Source organism: Paenibacillus sp. FSL P4-0113 (assembly GCF_038009305.1).
GTDB lineage: Bacteria > Bacillota > Bacilli > Paenibacillales > Paenibacillaceae > Paenibacillus > Paenibacillus polymyxa_D.
The window spans coordinates 4,417,808-4,441,265 of the sequence record NZ_JBBPAZ010000001.1; the positions used below are offsets into that span (position 1 = coordinate 4,417,808).

At 45.0% G+C, this 23,458-nt stretch carries 19 protein-coding genes; 16 read left to right on the plus strand and 3 right to left on the minus strand.

All coding sequences use genetic code 11. The features are described from left to right. Positions 1-7: 7 nt before the first annotated feature. The 5 genes from MKX46_RS19130 (at position 8) to MKX46_RS19150 (ending at position 7,716) form a co-directional block, all read left to right on the plus strand. Positions 8-595, plus strand: coding sequence for an ECF transporter S component (locus MKX46_RS19130; RefSeq protein WP_322251863.1), 588 nt, complete (start codon positions 8-10; stop codon positions 593-595). A 60-nt stretch (positions 596-655) separates the two neighbouring features. Then, complete coding sequence (locus tag MKX46_RS19135; RefSeq protein ID WP_341071911.1) at positions 656-2,215, plus strand: ABC transporter ATP-binding protein; 1,560 nt, start codon at positions 656-658, stop codon at positions 2,213-2,215. A gap of 172 nt (positions 2,216-2,387) precedes the next feature. Continuing rightward, complete coding sequence (locus MKX46_RS19140) at positions 2,388-3,902, plus strand: MDR family MFS transporter (protein ID WP_069012141.1); 1,515 nt, start codon at positions 2,388-2,390, stop codon at positions 3,900-3,902. A gap of 610 nt (positions 3,903-4,512) precedes the next feature. After that, a complete protein-coding gene (locus MKX46_RS19145; RefSeq protein WP_069012140.1) occupies positions 4,513-6,012 on the plus strand; it encodes a glycoside hydrolase family 68 protein in 1,500 nt (499 codons plus the stop codon). 111 nt (positions 6,013-6,123) lie between these two features. Continuing rightward, a complete protein-coding gene (locus MKX46_RS19150; RefSeq protein WP_069012139.1) occupies positions 6,124-7,716 on the plus strand; it encodes a glycoside hydrolase family 32 protein in 1,593 nt (530 codons plus the stop codon). 174 nt (positions 7,717-7,890) lie between these two features. Here the strand turns inward: MKX46_RS19150 and MKX46_RS19155 are convergent, their stop codons facing one another. Continuing rightward, positions 7,891-8,355 (minus strand): MarR family winged helix-turn-helix transcriptional regulator, encoded by a 465-nt coding sequence (locus MKX46_RS19155; protein WP_013369372.1) that lies wholly within the window; start codon positions 8,353-8,355, stop codon positions 7,891-7,893. Positions 8,356-8,644: 289 nt separating this feature from the next. Between MKX46_RS19155 and MKX46_RS19160 the strand changes: the two genes are divergently transcribed. From MKX46_RS19160 to MKX46_RS19175, 4 genes are all read left to right on the plus strand, one after another. Further along, positions 8,645-9,079, plus strand: a complete 435-nt coding sequence (locus MKX46_RS19160) for a hypothetical protein (RefSeq protein WP_341071636.1) — start codon at positions 8,645-8,647, stop codon at positions 9,077-9,079. Between the two features lie 219 nt (positions 9,080-9,298). Beyond that, positions 9,299-9,502: a hypothetical protein gene (locus tag MKX46_RS19165; protein ID WP_341071637.1), complete on the plus strand. Its 204-nt coding sequence runs from the start codon at positions 9,299-9,301 to the stop codon at positions 9,500-9,502. Between the two features lies 1 nt (position 9,503). Beyond that, a complete protein-coding gene (locus MKX46_RS19170; protein WP_165148387.1) occupies positions 9,504-9,803 on the plus strand; it encodes a spore coat protein in 300 nt (99 codons plus the stop codon). A gap of 190 nt (positions 9,804-9,993) precedes the next feature. Continuing rightward, the gene (locus MKX46_RS19175) at positions 9,994-11,334 is read left to right on the plus strand and encodes an amino acid permease (RefSeq protein ID WP_069012138.1); all 1,341 of its coding nucleotides are present in this window, start codon (positions 9,994-9,996) and stop codon (positions 11,332-11,334) included. Between the two features lie 20 nt (positions 11,335-11,354). Here MKX46_RS19175 and MKX46_RS19180 read toward each other — a convergent pair whose 3' ends face one another. Beyond that, on the minus strand, positions 11,355-11,987 hold the full coding sequence (locus MKX46_RS19180; protein ID WP_341071912.1) for a LysE family transporter: 633 nt from the start codon (positions 11,985-11,987) through the stop codon (positions 11,355-11,357). 307 nt (positions 11,988-12,294) lie between these two features. On the opposite strand from MKX46_RS19180, the gene MKX46_RS19185 reads away from it, so the two are divergent. The 6 genes from MKX46_RS19185 (at position 12,295) to MKX46_RS19210 (ending at position 19,850) form a co-directional block, all read left to right on the plus strand. Beyond that, the gene (locus MKX46_RS19185) at positions 12,295-13,266 is read left to right on the plus strand and encodes an SIS domain-containing protein (RefSeq protein ID WP_341071639.1); all 972 of its coding nucleotides are present in this window, start codon (positions 12,295-12,297) and stop codon (positions 13,264-13,266) included. Positions 13,267-13,294: 28 nt separating this feature from the next. Continuing rightward, on the plus strand, positions 13,295-14,107 hold the full coding sequence (locus tag MKX46_RS19190; protein WP_322251860.1) for a PfkB family carbohydrate kinase: 813 nt from the start codon (positions 13,295-13,297) through the stop codon (positions 14,105-14,107). A gap of 95 nt (positions 14,108-14,202) precedes the next feature. Beyond that, the gene (locus MKX46_RS19195; RefSeq protein WP_029515807.1) at positions 14,203-14,916 is read left to right on the plus strand and encodes a GntR family transcriptional regulator; all 714 of its coding nucleotides are present in this window, start codon (positions 14,203-14,205) and stop codon (positions 14,914-14,916) included. Positions 14,917-15,051: 135 nt separating this feature from the next. Further along, the gene (locus MKX46_RS19200) at positions 15,052-16,635 is read left to right on the plus strand and encodes an amidohydrolase (protein ID WP_341071640.1); all 1,584 of its coding nucleotides are present in this window, start codon (positions 15,052-15,054) and stop codon (positions 16,633-16,635) included. A 2-nt stretch (positions 16,636-16,637) separates the two neighbouring features. Then, positions 16,638-18,068 carry a YfcC family protein gene (locus MKX46_RS19205; protein WP_341071642.1) on the plus strand — a complete coding sequence of 477 codons (1,431 nt, stop codon included), beginning with the start codon at positions 16,638-16,640 and terminating at the stop codon, positions 18,066-18,068. 111 nt (positions 18,069-18,179) lie between these two features. After that, on the plus strand, positions 18,180-19,850 hold the full coding sequence (locus tag MKX46_RS19210) for a ribonuclease J (RefSeq protein ID WP_341071913.1): 1,671 nt from the start codon (positions 18,180-18,182) through the stop codon (positions 19,848-19,850). A 284-nt stretch (positions 19,851-20,134) separates the two neighbouring features. Here MKX46_RS19210 and MKX46_RS19215 read toward each other — a convergent pair whose 3' ends face one another. Beyond that, complete coding sequence (locus MKX46_RS19215) at positions 20,135-21,394, minus strand: BaiN/RdsA family NAD(P)/FAD-dependent oxidoreductase (protein ID WP_029515803.1); 1,260 nt, start codon at positions 21,392-21,394, stop codon at positions 20,135-20,137. A gap of 291 nt (positions 21,395-21,685) precedes the next feature. Between MKX46_RS19215 and MKX46_RS19220 the strand changes: the two genes are divergently transcribed. Then, a complete protein-coding gene (locus tag MKX46_RS19220) occupies positions 21,686-23,425 on the plus strand; it encodes a two-component system sensor histidine kinase NtrB (RefSeq protein ID WP_039270619.1) in 1,740 nt (579 codons plus the stop codon). Positions 23,426-23,458 lie beyond the last annotated feature (33 nt).

Sequence of the window (23,458 nt, forward strand, 5' to 3'; positions counted from 1 at the left end):
AATACATATGAAGGAATCTCGTATGTTTGCAAAGTTTACAACGCTGGATATCGTACTCATGGCGATGCTGGCCACGTTGAACGGCGTCATGACCGTGTATTTGTCGATCATTAACAAAACATTAAACAGTCTGGGAGGGCCTATCGCAACTTCCACTATTGTCGGTCTGTACATGATATACGGTTTGTTGGCCTATTATATTATTCGTAAGCCGGGTACGGCGGTTATTGCTTATGCTTTTGGTGCGGTAGTGCAGTCTTTTATGGGCTCTGCCTATGGAATTGCTTCTATTATTGCGGCGGCTGTCTGCTATATGATTGCGGCTGAGTTGGTATTTGCCTTGTTGCGGTATCGGCGCTGGAACGCAGTTTCGCTGATGCTAGTGGGTGGGGCTATGGTTCCGCTGTGGTTTATTGTGGCAGCCAATATGTTTGGCTATATGCATTGGGGGTGGAAGGTGCTGACGATTGCACTGGTCGTTCGTATCCTGAGCGGCATTGTCCTGTGTGGTCTGCTGACGAAAGTGCTGGGCGATGCCTTAAATCGTACGGGACTGTTAAAACGGTTTGAACTAGGACGCGCTTCACGTGCATAGCCGTGGGTGGCTATGCATGTGGTTATATCTTCAACAATGGGGATCGAGGATATTTCAGTTATGAATGAACATAGCGATTATAATTTGAACAGTAAAATAGCCGTATCCTTGAAGAATTTTGGCTATCGGTATGATGATCAGGTGGAGCCAGCGTTACATGGCCTGACACTGGACATTGCGGTGGGCGAGCATGTAGCCATTGTCGGAGCCAGCGGAAGTGGAAAATCTACGCTATGCCAGTTGCTTCATGGCGGATTGTCCCGTTCTGGCGAGGGCGAACGAACGGGTGAGCTGACCGTGTACGGGATGGACCCCGATACCGCTGATCTGGCTACTGTCGCCACCACTGTCGGCGTCGTGCTTCAGGACCCGGATGCCCAGCTGGTGCAGGGAATCGTCGAAGACGAGATTGCTTTTGGGCCGGAGAACCTGCGCGTGCCTCCGGCAGAAATAGCGCAGCGCATTGCCGCTGCGCTGGAGGCCGTCGGCCTAGCTCCCGAGCGCGACTCCTTCGTGCGGCGCCTCTCGGGAGGCCAGCGCCAACGCACCGCGATTGCAGCGGTACTGGCGTTGGAAGCGCCGCTGGTCGTGTTCGACGACGCAGCTGCGCAGTTAGACCCGCCGGCTGTCTGCGACTTCGTCCTGTTATGTCGGCGGCTCCATGCCGAAGGCCGGACGGTAGTTACCGCGTCCGGCCGCATAGACGATGGCGCACGGGCAGCGCAGCGCATCATCGTCCTGAAGGGCGGGACCGTGCAGCTGCAGGGTCCGCCCGAAACGCTGCTGCGCGAACATGGTGCGCAGCTGGCCGCCTTGGGGCTGCTCCCCTCTTCCGCAGAGAGGGGAGACGTGCCGCGTGAGCCGGGCGCGAAGCCCGGGTCAGCGGCGGACCGCGCTGGACAGCCGTTGCTGGAGGTGAAGGGATTGCCCTTCACCTACCCCGGCAGCCAGCGCCCGGCGCTCAAGGGCGTGAGTCTTGCCCTTGCGCCTGGCGAACGAGCCGTGCTGTTGGGCGAGAACGGCTCAGGTAAAACCACGCTCGGCAAGCTGCTCATGGGCCTACTCCCCGCACCGAAGGGGTGCATGTGGTGGGAGGGGCAGGATATGGCGAAGCTGCCCATTCACCAGCTGGCTACCGAAATCGGCTATGTGTTCCAGCAGCCAGAGCATCAGTTTGCAGCTGCAACGGTGTGGGAAGAGTGCTTGTACAGCGTTCGCGCCAAGCTTGGTTTACGGACCCGGGAGCCAGTTCCCGCCGCATATGTGGAACGGGCGCATCACTTGCTGGCTGCCGCCAGGCTGGAGCACAGACTGGATGCCTCCCCGTATCTGCTAAGTGGAGGCGAAAAAAGGCTCTTGAGCGTTGCAGCACAGTTTATCTTGCCCAAAAAGCTCTACATTCTGGATGAGCCTACCGCAGGAACGGATTACGAAGGGGCGAATATTCTGCTCCGTATGTGCACAGAGCAGTCTACCGAAGGCGCGGCATTCCTGATCATCACCCACGATATACAGGTAGCTGAACGCTTTGCCAGCCATGTTCTTCGTATGGAAGAGGGGTATCTCTATAAAACGGAAAATAGCTGGAATGATCATACGATTACAGTTGACAAAAATTAAGGATATGTAGACAATAATATATATACATCGTACAAAACAGGCGGCCTATATAGGCCGCCTGTTTACGATTATACAGTGCGGGTAATCATCCATCTGAGAGGGAAAACTGCACAGATACAACACAGTTTTTATAAGGAAAGGATTTGTGATTTGCTTGGGAGACGATAAACCTATGAAGCGCGGACTCGTGCTGACAGGTGTTCTATTGGCCACTTTTTTGGCCGCAATTGAAGGAACGGTTATCGGTCCAGCGGGACCGACGATTGTTAGTGAACTGGGCAGCGTGAATTTGCTCAGCTGGATTTTTACGGCATATTTACTGACGATGGCTGTGACCACACCTATTTTCGGAAAGCTTAGCGATTTGTTTGGCCGAAAACCCATTTTTTTAATCGGCTGTTCGTTGTTTGTACTTGGCTCTTTACTTTGTATGATAGCTGGTACTATGGAGCAGCTTATTATCTACCGGGCCATTCAGGGGATTGGTGCGGGTGGTGTCATTCCTGTTACCTTTACCATCATCGGTGATATATACAAAATGGAGGAACGTGGCAAAGTCCAAGGCATGATCAGCTCAGTATGGGGAATTTCTTCCCTGATCGGGCCACTCTTGGGCGGTTATGTGGTCACCTATTTTGGTTGGGAGTGGATTTTCGGCTTTAACGTTCCTTTTGGATTGCTGGCTATGTACTTCATCGCCCGTTACTTGCGTGAACAGGTAAGCAAGCGTACCGCACGTATCGACGTACCCGGAGCGGTTACCTTTACCATCGGGATGACGGCTCTCTTGCTCGTATTGGCACTGGGCGGACAGTATATCGGTTGGGCTTCTCCTGAATTGCTGGCCTTGGCTGCCGTAGCCATTTTGTTCCTGATTCTGTTTTTGGTTATAGAAAAACGCGCTCAGGAACCGATGGTGCCACTAAAGTTATTTCGGATACGGGATATCGCTTTTTCCTGTGCCGCAGCCCTGTTAGTCAGCACCCTGCTGATCGGATTGACTAGCTATCTTCCACTATGGATTCAAGGTGTATACGGTGGGGATGCCGCTTCATCTGGTCTCGCATTGGCTCCAATGTCCATAGGCTGGCTATTTGGCTCTATGATCGGAGGACGCATTTTGCTGACGCTGGGCTCGCGTCGAACCTCATTGATTGGACTGACCCTGATTGTATTGGGAGCCTTCGTCATGACCTTGATGGGCCAAACGGCTCCGATCTGGCTGCTCTTCCTGTCTACATTGTTGTATGGACTGGGATTCGGCTTCTCGATAACCGTGTTTACGATTATTGCCCAGTCCTCGGTCGGATTCCAACTGCGTGGCGCGTCTACAGCTTTGAATACATTCCTGCGCACGTTGGGGCAAACGATCGGGGTTGCTGCCTTCGGTTCATGGCTGAATTATCGCATTGCTGCCCAGACAGCAGAAGGACAGCTTACACAGCAAGGGGTTACGCAGGAGGATATTAACGGTCTGCTTGCACCTCATGCTTCACAGAGTCTAAGTGACAAGGTTGCCGGATTGCTTCGTTCTGTACTGGAAAACAGTCTGCATTCCCTGTTCGTTATCATGGTCGTTATTGCAGTGATTAGCTGGTTTGTCGTGCTCGGACTGCGGAACCGTCCGCCGGGTACGGAAGAAGAGGCAGATCAGCGCGTAAAGACACCACAAAGAGAACACGCATAAAAAATAATATAAATCTTTCATTATAAAAGAGATAGCCCGGACCTTTGAATAAAAGTCCGGGCTATCTCTTTATTCAAAGGTCTCTCCTCCTAATGATTCAACAAAAAAACACCTCGCATAGGACCAATAAATTTCCCAGCATACAAAAAGGAAATAAAAATCCCCTTGAGACTGCGATATATTCATATGGTATAGGTAACAAAATAGTAAAAAAGTCTTAAGAAATTGTAACAAAAAATTTGTTTCTGGATGGAGCTGTAGGGTACTAAGGAACTATTTTTTTGAACCCGCTTACAAATTGGGCTTTGTATGATTTATTTTAGAATGATTTTGCATGTGAATGAAGCAACCAAGCTAGCAATATGAAACACGGAAAAAAATCAAGTAGCAAATTTTTCTGAATGTAATAAGAATGAAAAAAAAGGGATTTTCAGAAAATTACTAGGAAAATATGAGGATGAAATTCATAGAGGAACCTGTTTTCTTACCTCACATAATAGGGCTTTTCAGTCTATATCAATCGTTTGACATACCATATAAAATGGCCCTATCAACCAAAAAGTTGGTTTTCAAATCTAGAAGCATAATTAGATTAAGGGAGATGGAGTACTTGAAGTTTAACAAATGGTTCAGTAAAGCAGCCACTGCAACAGTAGCAACTACCTTGCTGTTAGGAGGCGGCGTTCAGGCTTTTGCCGAGGAAAATGATGCATCTGATCTCAAAACAGACAATGCATTTACGCAAATTACGCGTAATGACATGCTGAATATTTTCAAACAGCAAGGCAAAGAGAAATATGAGGTTCCGTCCTTCGATGCGTCTACAATTAAGAATATTCCTTCTGCTATTGGTCGCGACAGCTCAGGCAAGCTGACTGATTTTGATGTCTGGGACTCTTGGCCGTTACAAAATGCCGATGGCACAGTAGCCAATTACAAAGGGTATAATATCGTTTTTGGATTGGCAGGCGATCCTAAAAGAGCAGAGGATACATTTATATATCTGTTCTATCAAAAAGCGGGTAATACCTCGCTGAGCGGCTGGAAAAATGCCGGAAGAGTATTTAAAGACAATGATAAATTACTTGCCAACGATCCGATTCTAAAAAATCAGTCAGAAGAATGGTCCGGTTCTGCTACGTTAACCTCTGATGGACAAGTACGTTTATTTTATACCAGCAGACAGCCCTTTGAGCCAAATAACCAACTATACGGCAAACAAACCTTGAGCACGGCTCAAATTAATGTCTCTCAGCCTGATGACAAGACACTGAAAGTAGATGGAGTCGAGGATTTGAAATCGATCTATGACGGTGGAGATGGGAAAACCTATCAAAATGTACAGCAAAGCGTCGGAATAGATATGGACAACCATACGTTTAGAGACCCTCACTATGTCGAGGATCAAGGCCACAAATATATTATATTTGAAGCCAACACAGGAACAGAAACCGGCTACCAAGGCGAAGATTCGCTTCAAAACCCAGCTTATTATGGCGGCAATAAGAAATTCTTCACGGAAGAGCAACAAAATTTGTTGCAAAGTCCCAAGAAAAAGGGAGCTGAGCTGGCTAACGGCGCACTGGGCATCGTTGAATTGAATGATGATTATACGTTGAAAAATGTAATGCCTCCTTTGATTGCTTCCAATTTGGTAACAGATGAAATTGAACGGGCAAATGTGTTCAAAATGAACGGTTTGTGGTATTTATTTACGAGTACGAGAGGTTCCAAGGTGACTGTAGATGCGATCGGTGACGATGATATTTACATGCTGGGTTATGTTTCTACTTCCTTGACAGGGCCTTATAAACCCTTGAATGGAACCGGTCTCGTTCTTCATCAGGATCTGGATCGTGATGATATTACCTGGACGTATGCCCATTTTGCTATCCCGCAAGGCAAAGGCAATAACGTAGTCGTTTCGAGTTATATGACCAATCGCGGGCTTTTCCCGGATCACAAATCTACTTTCGCACCAAGCTTCCTGCTGAATATTAAAGGCTCGAAAACCTCTGTTGTGAAAAACGGTATTTTGGAGCAAGGGCAAATCACGATTGATCCAACGAATGACAAAAAAGAATCTCCAAATGAGTATGGAAAGAAATAAGTAGGTATATGTAATGCAGTATGTCCGAAGGCGGTAGATTGGTAGCAACCCGATCTGTCGTCCATCGGGCGGTACATAACGATGCAATGAGAGGTAAGGAGGATCGTCATAATGAAAAAAAAAACTCCCAAGAGCATTTGGATACGATCCGTTGTAATCATCACAGGCTTAACTATATTCATAGCTATGGGTTGGAGTATGTACCAACAGGATACAGCCGAACCCCCAAAATCTGCTGCAACTCCAAAAAGTCAAGCTAAACAAAGTAAGCATACAACACCGACCTATCGGTCAGCCTATCATTTTACCGTTCCGGATAAGTGGAAGAATGACCCCCAACGGCCCATTTATTTCGATGGAAAATATCATTATTACTATTTATACAATCGTGACTATCCCAAAAAGAACGGTACAGAATGGCGACATGCTACATCAACCGACCTGGTTCATTGGAAAGATGAAGGGGTGGCGATTCCCAAATATACGAACCGGAATGGAGATCCTTGGTCCGGTTCGGTCGTGATCGATGATAAGAATACCGCAGGTTTTGGAAAAGGGACGCTGGTAGCCATTGTGACACAGCCCTCCGCAGATGGCGGAAAGCAGGAACAATTTTTGTGGTACAGTAAGGATAACGGCAAGACGTTTACTTCTTACCGCAACAAGCCTGTGATGTCCAATCCCGGTACAAAGGACTTCAGAGATCCCAAAATCATCCGAGATACTGGGCGTAATCAATGGATGATGGTCATGGCAGAGGGAACGAAGATTGGCTTTTATAAGTCTAAAAATTTAAAGGATTGGCAGTTTACGAGTGGCTTTCAAACGGAAAATATCGGGCTTGTGGAATGTCCTGACCTTTACCAGATGCGTGCAGATGATGGAACCTATCAATGGGTTTTGGGCGCGAGCGCCAATAGCAAACCAACAGGCGGACCCAACACGTATGCCTACTGGACGGGAGATTTTAATGGAGAAGCATTTCTCCCTGATCACAGTGAACCTGAGTGGCTGGATTATGGGTTTGACTGGTATGGTGCAGTTACGTTCGAGGAAGGAAAAGACAAAGATAAATACAGTCACCGTTATGCTCTGGCCTGGATGAATAATTGGGATTATGCCAATAACACGCCTACCCTAAAGGAAGGCTTTAATGGAATGGATTCGATTGTTCGTCAAATTCGGTTGAAGCATACAGCAGATGCTGGGTATCGCTTGGTTTCACAGCCAGTAAAAACTTTGGATCGATTCCAAACTTCTACGAAATCATTTGGACAGATCAAAGTAGACGGTGTTTACTCGCTTCCGGTAGCAGGCGATACCTATCAGTTAGAGGCAGATGTATCTTGGTCAACGATCAAAAATGCGGGACTGAGGCTTCGAGAGTCAGCAGATGGCAAGCGCCATGTGGATGTCGGTGTTTCGGTGGATGGGCAATACTCCTACGTAAATAGAGCCAATACCGGACATCCGGATCAGAGTGGGAAATATGTAGAGAGCAAGGCGCCTTTTGATGCTAATAAGAAAAAGGTCCACCTAAACATTCTCGTCGATAAAACCAGCATTGAAGTGTTTGTAGATGATGGAGAAGTAGCTTATTCCTCCTTAATATTTCCACGATTAGAGGATCAGAAAATTACTCTTTTTTCCGATGGCGGTCCGGCTATGTTTAACAATGTAGTGGTCAAACATTTTAGTCGATAGCAGATACTTATGCTGCTCGTAAGCTTGGGCATATTTCGCTCTATTCAGGTATATAAAAAGTCCACCCATGAATATAAGGGTGGACTTTTCTAGTATAAATCTAATCTACGTTTAGCACAGCTAAAGATTGTTCATTTCTTCACAAATGTTTGTTTGCTAAAATTACTATACATTCTATTTGTGATAAGGTGACAGGTTATCAGCGCTACGACCCAATTTTTTAAGCAAGCCGATGAGTTGATCTCTTTCTGTTTCACTGATTCCGCTAAAGGCACGTTCAATCTGACGTGTATAATCAGGATAAATTTCGTCCATGACACGTTGTCCCTCGTCCGTCAATTCTGCATATATAATCCGACGATCTTGGTCGCACGGGTGACGGTGCAAATAACCGCGACTTTCCAGCTTGTCAATAACATAAGTGACATTTCCGCTTTGCAGAAGCAGCTTTGCTCCAATTTGTTGGATTGGCTGCGCGCCCTTGTGATATAAAACTTCCATCACGGCAAAGGCCGTTGGGTTGAAGCCCACCGTTTTGATGCCAGCAACCGCATGTTCGTTTACACTTTTGAATGACTTGGCAAACACGCTATACAAATGCATGGATTGCTGTGTCACCAATGTTCGGTAATCTATCATCTTCATTCCGCCTTTATGTATGGATTTGGGCATCCTTTGACCGCTCGGCTCGGATGACCGGGCAACCATACCCTTGTTACTAGCATAAAGGGATTTACATAGCGAAAACATGCGATTTGTCACAGTAGCTGCTTTTTTAACTATTTAATTTCAAAGCATTAAAGTAAATTTTTGAAAAATAAAGGATTTGAATGTAAAAATACTGTTCTGGTTGGTTATATTAAAAAAGAACATACCTAACCTAATGAACAAATTAACAAAATAAGCTAATTTAGAGGAGATGAAACACATGGATACGGGTTCTTTCCGTTTTCAATTTCGTGATCCGCAGCAAGCTGCTCAAGCCTGTGAAACATTAAAGGAAATTGGATACTCTGCCAGCACGAACGGTGACACAGGTCTCAATGTACATATTGAGAACCAAGATGTACTGTCTGCATTGGAAATTTGCCAAGCCTATGAAGGAAGCATGATTGAGGTAGGGACTCTTTTCTCTAAACCGGATGAATATCCCGGTTTGCAAGGAAATATAGGTGTACATAATCCAGGTTATAGCCCGGAAGACTGGATTATCCCAGCACATACGATCAACGAAGACTGGAGCGAAGCTTATAAAAATGGCTCCTCTCAAACGTACACTAATACGACGGAGGAACACAATGTCAGCTCTGATCCTCAACTCGAGGACGATGTGGATGGATTTTCTGGAAGCATCCATACCTGATTTTTATCCTAAAATCATGATTAGAAATTTGAGTCTTCACTGTCCAGCACATTTTAAGGAAAAGTTCCTATAAGACCATGGATTATTGTGGCTTTGAAGGAGCTTTTTTTTGTGTGAGAAAAACTCAGTTAGAGCTTTTGCCAGAACTGAAACTCTGCAGGATTTGCATAAATAGCAGCGATAGCAGGGAATAACAATTTCAGAAAGGAGGTCTTGACCATGCAAAAATTAGGAGTTCACGAAAAATTGGAATTACATGAGCTGCTTACATTTAAAACAACTTGTCTCACAAAAGCCCAAACCATGATTCCTTTAGTGTCAGACACAAACTTAAAAAACATTTTGCAGCAGGATGTCAACGGTGGTACACAAGATATTCAACAGCTTAGAAAATCTACTTGTGTAATTTTAAAGGAGGATTAACGTGAACTCTTTTGTTGAGAATATGACTGGAACGAGTCCCATGAACGATCAGGTGATTGCTTCTGATTTATTAATTTCAGCTAAAAGCGGAATTAAGAACTATGCTCTTGCGCTGACAGAGTCAACCAGTTCGGAAGTTCGCAATGTTCTTTGTGACCAATTGAGCAAAGCGGTTAATCTTCATGAACAAATCTTTAATTACATGAAGAACAACGGTTACTATAACGCTTATGATCCGGAGCAGCAAATACAAATGGATATTCAAAATGCCGATAAGGCCCTTTCTTTATCTAAAGTTTGATCGTTTGAGTTTCACTTAACCCCTCGGACAATTTTATACATTTACAAAGCACCAGTAAACCTTAACGGGGTTCTGGTGCTTCTTTATTCATAAATAAAGCCAAGTCATGCTTCACATGAAATATGGTGAAATAGGCAATCTTAAAATAGAGAACTCGGTCTCAAATTCAGGAATAGGGTGATTCTCTTTTATGGGTAAGTCTTCGGATCGTATGCAAAAAGAAAAAAAACTAAAATGGTGGCAACTAAGCTTGTTAGGAGTTGCAGGTACCATCGGTACAGGATATTTCCTCGGGTCCGGCTTAGCGATTTCCATCGGTGGCCCAGCCGTACTCATTGCATACTTTTTGGCAGCGGTGGGAACGTATGTGGTGTTTGACGCCCTTTCGCGCATGACGGCAGATCATCCAGAACAGGGCTCTTTCCGTTCCTATGCCCAAAAAGCATTTGGTAATTGGGCAGGCTTCGGTAGTGGCTGGGTGTATTGGTTCTCAGAATTGCTTATCAATGGGAGCCAACTAACGGCGCTATCTATATTCTCACGCTTCTGGTTTCCTCAGGTACCGATGTGGATTTTTGCGGCAGGCTTCGGGATTTTAGGGCTTGTGATTGTTTTTTTTGGTAACAAGGGTTTTGATCGAGTTGAAAATGTATTGGCTATTATTAAAATGGCAGCTATTGTTATGTTTCTGGTCTTGGCCGTTGCTCTTTTGGCAGGCTGGATCGGAGGAGGAAAATATAATCCAAAGTTCCCCATCAGTTACAAAGACTTTTTTCCTACCGGCGGTATGGGATTATGGTCATCTTTTATTTTTGCCTTTTATGCATACGGAGGTATTGAAGTGCTCGGAATAATGTCTAATCGGCTTCAAAAACCGGAGGATGCACCTAAAGCAGGAAAAGTAATGCTGATGACGCTCGTTGTAGTATATGTGCTTTCGATTGGTCTGGCTGTGTCTATGGTACCCTTAAGTGCCTTTAACCCGAAAGAAAGTCCATTTGTGCTTGCGCTGAGTAGCGACCATCTGGTTTTTGTGCCTCATTTATTTAATGGAGTGCTTATTATTGCAGGGTTCTCAACAATGACAGCGTCCCTATATGCAGAGACATCTATGATGATTACACTTGCACAGGAGGGAGATGCGCCCACATTGTTTTCACGGAAGTGGAAGGGCAAATATCCTCTGTATGCACTTAGTTTGATCTCCGTTGGATTAATCTCAGCCATCGTAATGTCGTTGCTGCTGCCGGGAAAAGTGTATGAATATATTACAACGGCTGCAGGGTTAATGCTGTTGTATAACTGGTGCTTTATTTTGCTGTCTTCAGGTAAGTTACTGGAATCGAGCACATCTAGCAACATTAAACGCTGGGTTGGATTATTGTTGATAGCTATGGCTGTGGTCGGATCCTTTTTTCATAAGCTTAGCCGTCCTGGGGTTTACATCAGCTTACTTCTGGTCTTGTTCATTGCAATATGTGACCTCATTGTACAATGGGTTCGCCGAAAGCACGCCAAGGAATCTCGTTAACTTTGTCAGGGAGTTAATCGTCAGTGTAAAAAAAGTAATTGAAATGCCTGTACACCAAAATAAAAACCAAAACCGATAAGAGATAATCCAGACATCCAAGAGATGGTTTTAAGTAATCCGGTTTTTAGAAACCTCCGGAAAATACTTGAAGCGGCTGCCATGGTTACGTCCCAGAGTAACACACCTAATACAATCGCTCCGCTAAAGATCATTAGCTGTTGTACTGGATATGTATTAGCGACGTTGGCCAGTATGGACCCATAAATGCCAAGCCAGAAAAGGATGGAGAGAGGATTAAATAATGACATCAGAAAGCCTGCCAAAAATGAATTGATTAAGGTATTGCCATTTCCCCTTAATTCAGATTCTGAAATCACACCTGCATTTTTGATGCTTTCAATACCTGTATACACAAGTACGAAAAAACCAAACAACCATAAAAAAGCTTTAACAAACGGGGCATTGAGAAGGTGGATCATTCCCAAATAAACAAGCAGCATATAGATTATATCTGCGGTTATTGCCCCAAGCCCGATAAACCAAGCATGCCAAAATCCATTCTTAATACCTCGATCCAACTGTGCAGCATTAATCGGCCCAATAGGGGCCGAAAGTGACAGACCGAGAAAAATATAACTGATAAATGTATTAATGGTGTTTTCCTCCTTAATTTTTTATGGGCTGTTATGTATTTGTCTATTTTAGTTTATTCGGACAAACCCATGGGTAAGACCAATTTTTTGCGTGCGTATATTGTAGGTTTAATCTCGTTATGACCAAACACTCAATAAATCAAATCCCAATAGGAGCTCTAATTCTTCGACAAAAGGATTAGAGCTTTTTGAATGCAGATCATTAAAAGTTCATTGAATAAATGGGCTTGACACTTTTAGTGAAAGCGCTTATATTTATTCCATAAACAATACGTTATATAACGTTATATAAAAAGGAGAGGTAAAAATGATGAATGTACAACAGACGGTTCAGACGATTTATGAGCAAGCGAATGGCGAGATTTCTGAGGTTTATTTAGTAGCTTGCGGGGGCTCATTAGTCGATATGTATCCCTCAAAATATTTTTTGGATAGTGAAGCAAAGAAGCTGGTAGCAGGGATGTATACGGCGAATGAGTTTGTGCACGCGCTGCCAAAACGATTAGGTAAAAACTCAGTTGTCATCGTGTGTTCCCATGGAGGAAACACGCCGGAATCGGTTGCGGCTGCTAAATCAGCCAAAGAGAAAGGCGCCTACACCATCGGCTTAACCCACAATAGTGAAGCGACACTGCTCAATTACTCTGATTATTCATTCCTCTACGAGTGGGGAGATGAGAGCGATGTCAAAAATAACCCGATGGCTATTATTTTGGAGCTTACTGTTGAGCTGCTTCAAGCCGCTGAAGGCTATGTGCATTATCAAGCTTTCCAGAACGGCTTGGGAGCAATCAATGGAATTATTAACAGGGCCAAAATACAAGTCGAACCGCGTGCCAGTGTATTCGCTGACAAATACCGCAATGAAGATCTCTTCTATATCCTGACCAGCGGAGCTTCTTATGGACATGCCTACGGATTTGCTATCTGTTCTCTAATGGAAATGCAATGGCTTCATGCGGCTTCAATCCATTCCGGTGAATTTTTCCACGGTCCGTTTGAAGTAACGGATAAAGAAACTCCATTTATTCTGATGATCAACGAAGGACGCACACGGGCATTGGATGAGCGGGCACAGACTTTCCTGAATCAATATGCCGAGAAAGTGGAAGTGATCGATGCGAAGGAGCTTGGAATCGGAACCATTGCCGACGAGGTCGTCGAGTTTTTTAACCCGGTTTTATTTTACAGCATTGTATGTGTTTATCGTGAAGCACTCGCAAATGTACGCAATCACCCACTGGAAACTCGCCGTTATATGGGCAAAGTAGCTTACTAAGCGCAATTACCAACAGGAGGAAACCATCATGAAAGTTCTAGGCATTGGCGATAATGTGGTAGATAAATATGTTCATCTGCGCATGATGTATCCTGGCGGCAATGCGCTTAATTTCAGTGTGTTTGCCAAAAAAGCGGGAGTAGATGCAGCCTTTATCGGAGTATTCGGGGATGATAACGAAGCACAGCATGTAGAACACATTCTCCGTGAGCTGGAAATCGACATTTCACGGTGCAGATATCACAGCGGTGAGAACGGCTGTGCACGTGTAACCCTGGAAGACGGGGACAGAGTATTTCTGGGCAGCAATGAGGGAGGAGTTACACGTCTCCATCCGCTGAGGCTGAGTGAAGATGACAAGGCCTATGTTGGCGGGTTCGACCTTATTCACACGGGCTTGTACAGTCATACAGGGCACTTGCTGCCTGAATTGGAGACGCTGGGAATCCCTCTTTCTTTTGACTTTTCAGATGATTTCGTAGATGAACAGGTGGAGAGATATATTGCGTACGCCGATTTTGCATTCTTCTCTTGCAGTCATATGACGGATGAAGAGACACAGAACTATATCCGCTCCAATCGAAAAAAAGAGGGGCAAATTCTAGTAGCCACACGCGGCGGAGATAGATCTATTGCCTATGATGGTACCAAGTTCTATTTTCAAACGCCTGATTCCGTGGACGCTGTGGATACGATGGGGGCAGGAGACTCCTATATCACCGCCTTTTTACTGAGTTTTTTGAAAAAGGGTAATATTCAGGACGCTATGGCAGAAGGATCGAGGGTTGCCGCCCAGAGCTGTCTGGTAGAAGGTTCATTCGGATACGGCGTCCGTTACTAATTATTTTTTTCAAATATCTTCACTTGTAAGAATATGTAACATTTGATACTCTAAGTGGGAGTAATATAACGTTATATGACAAGTGAGGGTACATTATGTTGAATTCAGATCAAGCAGAGCCATTATATATTCAATTACAAAAAGCGGTCAAAACTGCTATTCATAATGGAACATATACGCAGGGAAGTCGTATACCGACCGAAACTGAGCTAAGCGAGACCTACAATGTAAGTCGAATTACCGTAAGAAAAGCGATTGCCGAATTGGTTCATGAAGGTTATCTGACCAAACGTCAAGGAAAAGGTACCTTTGTCAATGTACCCAAAATTGGGCGGAAGATTGAACATGTGATCAGCTTTACGGCTGCCTGCAAATCCAACGGCCTCTCTTCACACAGTGTGGTCACAGAACGTGAAATCATAGAAGCAGATGAGGAAATTGCACATCAGTTGCAGCTGCCACAAGGAGAAAAAGTGTTATATATTCAGCGCCAAAGATACGCCGGTGATCGACCGCTCATGCTGGAGAATAATTTTTACCCTTATGACCGATTTTCTTTTCTAATGGAAGAGCAGTTAGAGGGCTCTGTATATGAGCTATTGCGTCATAAATACAGCATCGATCCTAACCAACCGGGAGAAACGATATTACAAATCGCCTTGGCGGATGAATACCAGGCAAAGCTGCTAGAGACGGCCATCGGACAGGCGTTGTTCTACATGCATACGATTATTTATGATCAGCATGGAAGCCCCGTTCATGTAGGTAAGCAGTACATCATTGGGGACCGTTATCAATTCTCAATATAAATCCGTTGCCTGTTATGTAATGTTATTCAGGTACGGCGCAGCTTCTGCTTCCACTCCATGAGAGAAGCAGAAGCAATATTATAACGTTATATTACGTTATGTTATGAAGCGGATAAATAATGAGGAGGTGAAACTGTGCAAGGGAAGAAGGACACATTAGCGGACAAGGTTCTACTGTCAAATGCTATTTTTAATGGCTTAGAAAATGAAGCTTCGCCTGGGTTTATTGCACTGCGGGGAGAATGTATTGCAGCAGTGGGGCGTCCCGAGGAAGCACAAGCTTGGATAGGAACTGAAACGGTTGTCTGTGATTTGGGTGATGCTTTTATCATGCCAGGAGTTCATGACAATCATGTATTTTTTACCGGATATATGTCGATGCATCGGGGCGTGGATTTGACTCATGCAGCCTCGATTGGAGAAGCAGTGGAATCCATGCTGCAAGCGGCAAACAATCTCCCGCCAGGGAAAGATGTAATCGCTTACGGTTGGAGCGAGGAAAGATGGGGCAAGCTGCCGGAACAAAGGTTGTTGGACGAGATGTTCCCTGATCGGGCGGTAATTGCCATTAACCTAAATAAAAGCTACTGCTGGATGAACCGACTGGCTCAGGAGAAATATCAATTTTTGCCGGATCAATGCAGTGCTGAGGCACGCGCTTTGCTACTCCAAGCCATGATGCAGGATCGCAGCCTTGTCAAACAAGAGTTTGTGGAGTTTTGCCGCCTGCTGGCTGCACGAGGAGTTACTTCCATAAAGGATATTGGCTTTGACCGACATAGCGAGCTACTGCCGATTCTAGAAGAATTGAAAGAAGCAGGAGAACTGCCACTCCGATTTCATTTTTCGCTTGAACCCGTTGTTGAACCGTTGGATGTTGGCACCGGTATCAAGTATAAAGCACTTTATAATGGAGACCTTATTCGTTTCCAAGGATACAAGCTGATGCTTGACGGCGTTGTAGCCGATCATACAGGGGATATGTTGGAGCCTTACGCAGATATGCCTGAAGTCACGAATTTAAGAACGGTTGATTATGAAAAAATTGAAGCCTCAGTTCTGGAAGCAGACAGCCAAGGTATCAAATGCTGCCTAACTGCAGAAGGGGATGCTGCAATTCGCCAGGCAGTATCGATGATTGAAAAATGCCGCGAACAACAAGGTAATCACCTTATTAGACATTCGATCAGTGATCTAGAGTATCCTCATCCAGATGATCTGATTAGAATGGGCGAGAACGAAATTTTTGCCGAAGTCTACGCCCAAATCCTGCTACTGAATCCTTCTTACGAGGATGCTTATATGTCTGCTGTGGTAGGTAAAGACAATGAAAACCGCTTTTATAATTATAAATCCATGCTGGAGGCTAACGTGCCAATAACCATTGGGACTGATCTGCCTTTATTTATCACTAGTGTCCCTGATTCACTGTATGCAGCCTCTCACCGATTATTCCCGGATGGCTCGCCTGCAGGAGGCTGGTATCCTGACCAAGGGATGCCGCCATCCGAAGTTTTAAGGGCATGGACCATTAATGGAGCCAAACATTGTTATATGGAAGAGGTTACAGGTACGCTGGAGGCTGGAAAATATGCTGACATCGCCGTTTTTGATCGCGACCTCCTTAACGCATCCGCTAGCGACATCAGGGATGCCCAAGTGATATTGACCATTATGGGAGGGAAGGTTACGTATAACCATTCTTGGAATGAGGGATAAACATGAACATCAAGAATAAGAAATGGAAATTATCCTTGCCCCATAGTTATACTTTAATATTTTTGATTATTATTACGGTCGCTACGTTGACATGGATTGTACCCAGCGGACAGTTTGAGCGTCATGAAGTGACAGTGAACGGTGTGATCAAAACGGCAATCGTTTCGGGAACCTATCACACTGTACCCAAAACGGGTGAGAATGGTGATTTAAGACAGGGAATCCCCCAAATCCTTAGCGCCCCGATTGAAGGGATTATCAATGCTGCCGATGTGGTCTCTTTTGTCCTTATTGTAGGCGGCTCCTTCGGGATTATTCTGCAGACGGGAGCCATCGATCGTGCTCTGACGGCTCTTGCCAGGCGACTGAAGAATAAGGGGATTTTGCTTATTCCAATTGCCATGGTTATATTCAGTCTTGGAGGCTCTACCTTTGGGATGAGCGAAGAAATTATCCCGCTGTATGCAATTTTTATTCCGTTAATGTTTGCCCTAGGCTTCGATTCTATGACTGCTATTCTCATTCTATTTCTGGGAACGCAAATTGGCTATGTTGGTTCGACTGTGAATCCATTTTCAGTATTGATTGCCCAGGGGATCGCAGGAGTGGAGGGGAATCCACAGCTCTGGCTGAGATTTATTGAATGGCTTGTATTTACTATGATTTCTATTGCCTTTACGATGTGGTATGCGCACCGGGTTAAGAGAAATCCGGAGAAATCCATTGTTTTTCAGAGTGATATTATAAATCGTGAGCAATTTATAAAAGAAAATACAGGTGAGGACGTCGTCTTCACGTTTCGGGACAAATTAATTATAGGTGGATTTATTGTAACGCTTGGAGCCATTGTCTGGGGAATTTTGGCCAAAGGCTGGTATATGACTGAAATCGGCGCCCTTTTCTTCGCACTCGGTCTTTTTGTCGGGGTAGTTACCAAAATGAGCCAGAAGGAGATAGCTGAGAATTTTGTAAAAGGGTGTGGAGAATTCATCTACGCTGCAGTGATTATAGGTCTCGCTCGCGGAATTCTGATCATCGCCGAGCAGGGTATGATCATCGATACCGTATTGAATGCACTCGCAGGCATCCTGGAAGGCTTGCCAAATTACTTGTTCACAACCATTATGTTGGTTGCACATAATATTATTACTTTCCTGGTCCCATCTTCTTCGGGGGAAGCAGCACTAACTATGCCTGTACTTGCACCGCTTGGCGATCTTGTAGGCATCAATCGTGAAGCCGTAGTCACAGCTTACCAGTTTGGTAACGGGTTAACCAATCTCATTTCACCGACAGGTGGAGTTCTGCTAGCAGGATTGGCCATTGCCCGGATCAGCTTTGGACAGTGGCTGAAGGTAATCTTCAAGCTATTCCCCATCCTGTGGTTAGTTGCTGCTATTTTCGCTGCTATTTCGGCTGCGGTGGGTATTTAGTAAATCAAGTGAGAACCCCTGTCTTTAGAGACAAGGGTTTCTTTTTGTGTATAAGTTTACGTGGAAAATGAATAATATGGATAGCCTTTTTCTAAGGAGGAAATAAACTTGATGCTTGGTGATAATAGATTACTCATTGCTGCTCTAGGCGGTGTGAATGAAATCGGGAAAAACATGTATTTCATCCAATACGATCAGGATATCGTCGTAATCGATTGTGGTTCGAAGTTTCCTGATGAGAACTTGCCTGGTATTGACCTTATTGTGCCCGATGTCACCTATCTGCTGGAAAATCAGGATAAAGTCAGAGCGCTCATTGTGACTCATGGGCATGAGGATCACATCGGAGGTATTCCCTATCTGCTCAAGCAGATTAACATGCCTGTTTATGGGACAAAGCTCACCATCGAATTAATTAAGATTAAGCTAAGGGAACATAACCTTTTGCGTGATGCCGAGCTTCATCTTATAGATGCGGATTCAACCGTTCAAGCGGGAACGATTCAGGCATCCTTTTTCACCACGGTCCACAGTATCCCAGATTGCTTGGGTGTCTTTTTTCAGACACCGGAAGGAAATGTGGTTCATACCGGCGATTTCAAATTCGATATGTCTCCCGTAAGCGGACCTTTTCCGGATCTTCATCGAATGGCTGAAATAGGAAAGAAGGGGGTGAAAGTGCTGCTCTCCGAAAGTACAAATGCGGAAAGGCCAGGATTTACCCCTTCAGAACGTTTGGTTGGCGGGCATATTCTAGATGCATTTGCCAGAGCCAAACAGCAGGTATTTATCTCCACGTTCGCTTCTAATGTTAACCGTGTCCAGCAAATCATTGATGCGGCTGTGGAAACTGGCAGGAAACTGGTTTTACTCGGACGCAGTATGATAAATGTGGTGTCAGTGGCCAAGGAGCTGGGCTTCTTGCATATGCCTGAGGATTTACTGATTGAGGCGGGAGAAACAGAGCGGTTTCCCGCAGAAGAAATTGCAGTTTTATGTACCGGAAGCCAGGGAGAGCCGATGGCCGCATTGTCACGTTTAGCCAATTCCCTGCATCCCAAAATCGAAATTTTGCCTGGTGATACGGTCATCATTGCTGCGGGAGCCATACCGGGGAATGAGCGAAACCTTTCCCAGGTCATTGACAACCTGTATGTGCTGGGTGCCCAGGTTATTTATGGATCAGGCAGCTCTACAGGAATGCACGTATCCGGTCATGGTAGCCAGGAAGAACTGAAATTAATGATGACTTTGATGAAACCACAGTATTTGATTCCTATACATGGTGAATTCAGAATGCTGTATCAGCATCGTCAGCTAGCGGAGTCTGTGGGGATTCCGATGGAGAATGTATTTATCGTCCATAACGGTGACACGATTCAAATTGAAGAGGGAAGGGCATCCCTGGGGCCTAAAGTACCAGCCGGCAATAGCTTGGTAGACGGGTTGGTGACCGGTGACGTAGGTAATATTGTCCTGCGTGACCGTAAAAAACTTTCTTCAGACGGAATGCTGATTATTGTGATGACGTTGAGTAAAAATGAGAAGCAAATGCTCGCAGCGCCAGAGGTCATTTCAAGAGGCTTTGTATATGTTAAGGATTCCGAAGAGCTCATGAGTCAGATCCACGACACGATTATGTCCACAGTGAACGAGCTAACAGAAATCGAAATGAGTCAGTGGGGACTGATTAAGCAGATGTTAAAAGATGATGTTGGTCGGTTCATTTACAATCAGACGAAGAGAAGACCCATGATTTTACCTATCATTATTGAGGTTTAAGATAGCGGCAAATGTCAAAACAAGATAGAGCTTGTTCAATACACGATTACTCAAAAAAAGACTTAACTCAGCAATTCAACTGATTTAAGTCTTTTTCATTTCCTTTTCCTATCTCCCCCAAAAAATGAGGATGCAGTGGTGGTATGCAGCGCAGCGGAGGATTTGAATCTGAAGAAGCGACAGCGTTCGCCTTTGCCACGGAATTCTTACCCTTAAATGTTTTATATAATCAAGAGAATCCCGTGGCAACAGCGATCGTAAGATCAAGTTCTACGCGCAGCGTCTTAATCGCTTACGGCCGCTTGTGTCCCTGCTGTATGCCCTGTCGTAAACGCCGCTGTAATATTATAACCACCTGTGTAACCGTGAATATCGAGAATCTCACCGCAGAAGAACAATCCAGGCATCAGCTTGGACTCCATCGTTTTCGGATTAATTTCCTTCAAATTCACACCGCCCCCGGTAACAAATGCTTCCTTCAGAGAGAGCGTACCGTTCACACGGATTGGAAACGCCTTAATGCGATGAGCAAGTTCTTGCCATTGCTGCTTGGGAATATGATCATAGGTCAAGTCCTCACGCAGTTCGGCTTGCTGGAGCAACAATGGAATCAAGCGTTCCGGTAAATAAGGCTTAAGCACGTTTTTGATCGCTTTTTTAGCATCGACCGATGCCAACTCCAGCGTCTCACGGTAGACTTCATCGGCATGTTTATGAGGCTGCAAATCGAGAGTCAATAACACCGTGTTTACCTTATCTTTTTTCATTCCCTTGACGACAAATTGACTGCACCGCAAAGCAGTTGGGCCAGATAGACCGAAATGTGTAAAAATCATATCTCCTTCATGGACGACAACTTTCTTTTGCTTCGCATTCCATACGGTCAGACTGATGTCGCGTAAGGATAGTCCCTGAAGCTCTTTCGTCTGGATGAACGTTTCGCCTGAGGTCAATGGCACCTCTGTTGGATACAGCTCCGTAATGGTATGCCCCGCTTGTTCTGCCCATGCATAGCCGTCACCTTCCGAGCCGGTATGCGGGACGGACTTGCCACCGACGGCTACAATGACATTACGGCTATGTAGGATTTCACCGGAACGCAGCCGTACCCCAGCTGTATGACCTTCTTTGTAAATAACCTCTTGAACAGGACGACTTGTCCGAATTTCGACTCCTTGAGAGCGTACCTTGTTAATCAAAGCATCGACTACTGTTTTGGCTTTGTCCGTCACTGGAAACATACGCCCATTGTCTTCTTCCTTTAAGGCTATACCCAGCTGTTCAAAAAAGGCGATGATATCCCGATTGCCAAAATCCGCCAGTGCACTGTGCAGAAAACGGCCATTGCCGGGGATGTGCCGAATGAGTTCGTCCAGCTCTTTGGCATTCGTGACATTGCAACGGCCTCCACCAGAGATCCCCAGCTTTCGCCCGAGTTTATTTCCTTTTTCAAGTAAAAGCACCTTGGCGCCCTCACTGCTGGCAGCGGCAGCAGCCATTAATCCGGCTGAGCCGCCTCCGATCACAATAACGTCGTAAGTCATAAACCTCTTCCTTTTCGTCGACAAATTTTCAAAAAATTCAGAACGGCGTAACCAATTTTTCATCATATCGCAATACCGTCATTTTAGATAACCTAAGGGCACGGTAAACGTGTATATTTTTCAATTTACAGGATTTTAAAACGCGTAAAAACGATCTTCTTATATACATCTGGTATTTAGCAGATTTTGTCGTTCTATACCGGAATTTTAACACATATATTGTAATATATTGTAGCCTGTGCTTTAATTCAACTAACGGCGTCAAGGAAAGATGATGAGGGGGAGAAGTCCTTGTTAATTGCGTTGAAGGAAAGTGTGCTCCAAGTTCTCCTTGCCGTTATATCGGCGGGTTTTTTCTCTATATTAACGGATTATGGGGATAAGAAAAAGGTTTGGGGCGGCAATCTGCTTCCTGGACCCACTCAAGGAATACTGTATTTGTGTTGCTTACCAGCCATATTGCTATGTACACTCTTTCAATATCAGTCTCCGTATGGTCTACCTTCTAATCTCGGTATTATTCCCCTTGCTGTTGGCATCATGTACGGTAGACGTCGCACTGCCTTTGTGCTCGCTGCTTCCGCACTGATGGGTGTCCTGATTATAGCCCAGTCGACAGAAATGTCCCCAATGTATGTGGGCACTGGTTTTATCCTTTTTCCTTTTATGCTCCTGCATGTCAAGTTTTTTCAAAGAGGAACATTGCTGGACAAAAAGCTCCTGATCTCTGCATATGTTGTGGCTGATATGCTGTTTAAGGCGATATTTCCGCTACTGTGGGGCAAACAGGATGTTTCTGTATACATTCCTGACTTACTTACAACGTTTTGGAATATGGGTGCAGGGGTGCTGGCAAGTTTTACGGTCGTGAGTCTAATGCATAATGCCTTTGAGAAACTGACGCTTCGGCGTGATGTGACTGAGTTTACGAGCAAATACTTAATTGAAGTGGATAAGCTGCGTCAAGTTATGGATTTGATGCCGTTATCTCTTGTTACTCTGGACAGCGAAGAACGAGTTATACATATGAACAAAACGATGCTGGAACTCTATCGAAACTACGATCCCTACATTACACTGCCTGAGATAGTGGGTCGTCCATTGAGCACGTTATATGGTTTTGACACTTTACCTGTGGTTAACGAACGAGTTGCGAAAGCATTGGAAGGAGAGGCGGGTGCTGATTTTATAAATGTTACTCCCAAAGTATTCTTCTCCAGTTTCCTTCCTATTCGGGATAAACATGTAAACCAAACGACAGGCGTCATTATCGCCCTGCAAGATATTACAGAGCTTGAGACGCTGCGCAGTGAGCTGGGCAATTTCGAGAGGCTCAGCCTGGTTGGACAGATGGCAGCGGGCATTACTCATGAAATACGTAATCCGATGGCGGTTGTGCGTGGTTTTTTACAGCTTATGCGTGAGAAAAGCCCAGAATCCCTCAACCATTATTACCGCATTGTGATGGAGGAACTTGACCGGGCGAACGGGATTATTAACGATTTTCTTTCACTGGCCCAGAATCGAATTGTCGAGAAGGAGCAATGTCATCTGCATGATATTATTCGCGAACTGACGCCTTTATTGTGGGCAGATGCGAATCTGAGGGGGCAGACGATTGATCTAAAGCTGGAGGATCATGTGACGATGCTGCATTTGAACCCTAAGGAAATAAAGCAATTGCTGCTTAATTTATCGCGTAATGCGATGGAAGCCATGGGGGAAAAGGGAGTGCTGACCATTTCTACTCATGAGGAAGGGGATTTCGTGGAACTGGAAGTAAAGGATACAGGGCCTGGAATTTCGCAAAAACAGCTTGAAAAGCTGTTCCAACCTTTTTACACCACCAAAACGAAAGGTACAGGTCTGGGTCTGGCCTTATGTCAAAGTATAGTGGAGCGTCATCACGGTACGATTGCCGTAGATTCGGTGGAGGGAATGGGCACGCAGTTTAAAGTTCGATTGCGCAGAACCGTCCCGACTTACCGGGATCATTCTGAGCCTCCTGTCATGAGTCCGATACAGAAATAATCGTTCAAAAATATAGCCGGATTTTTGCAAATT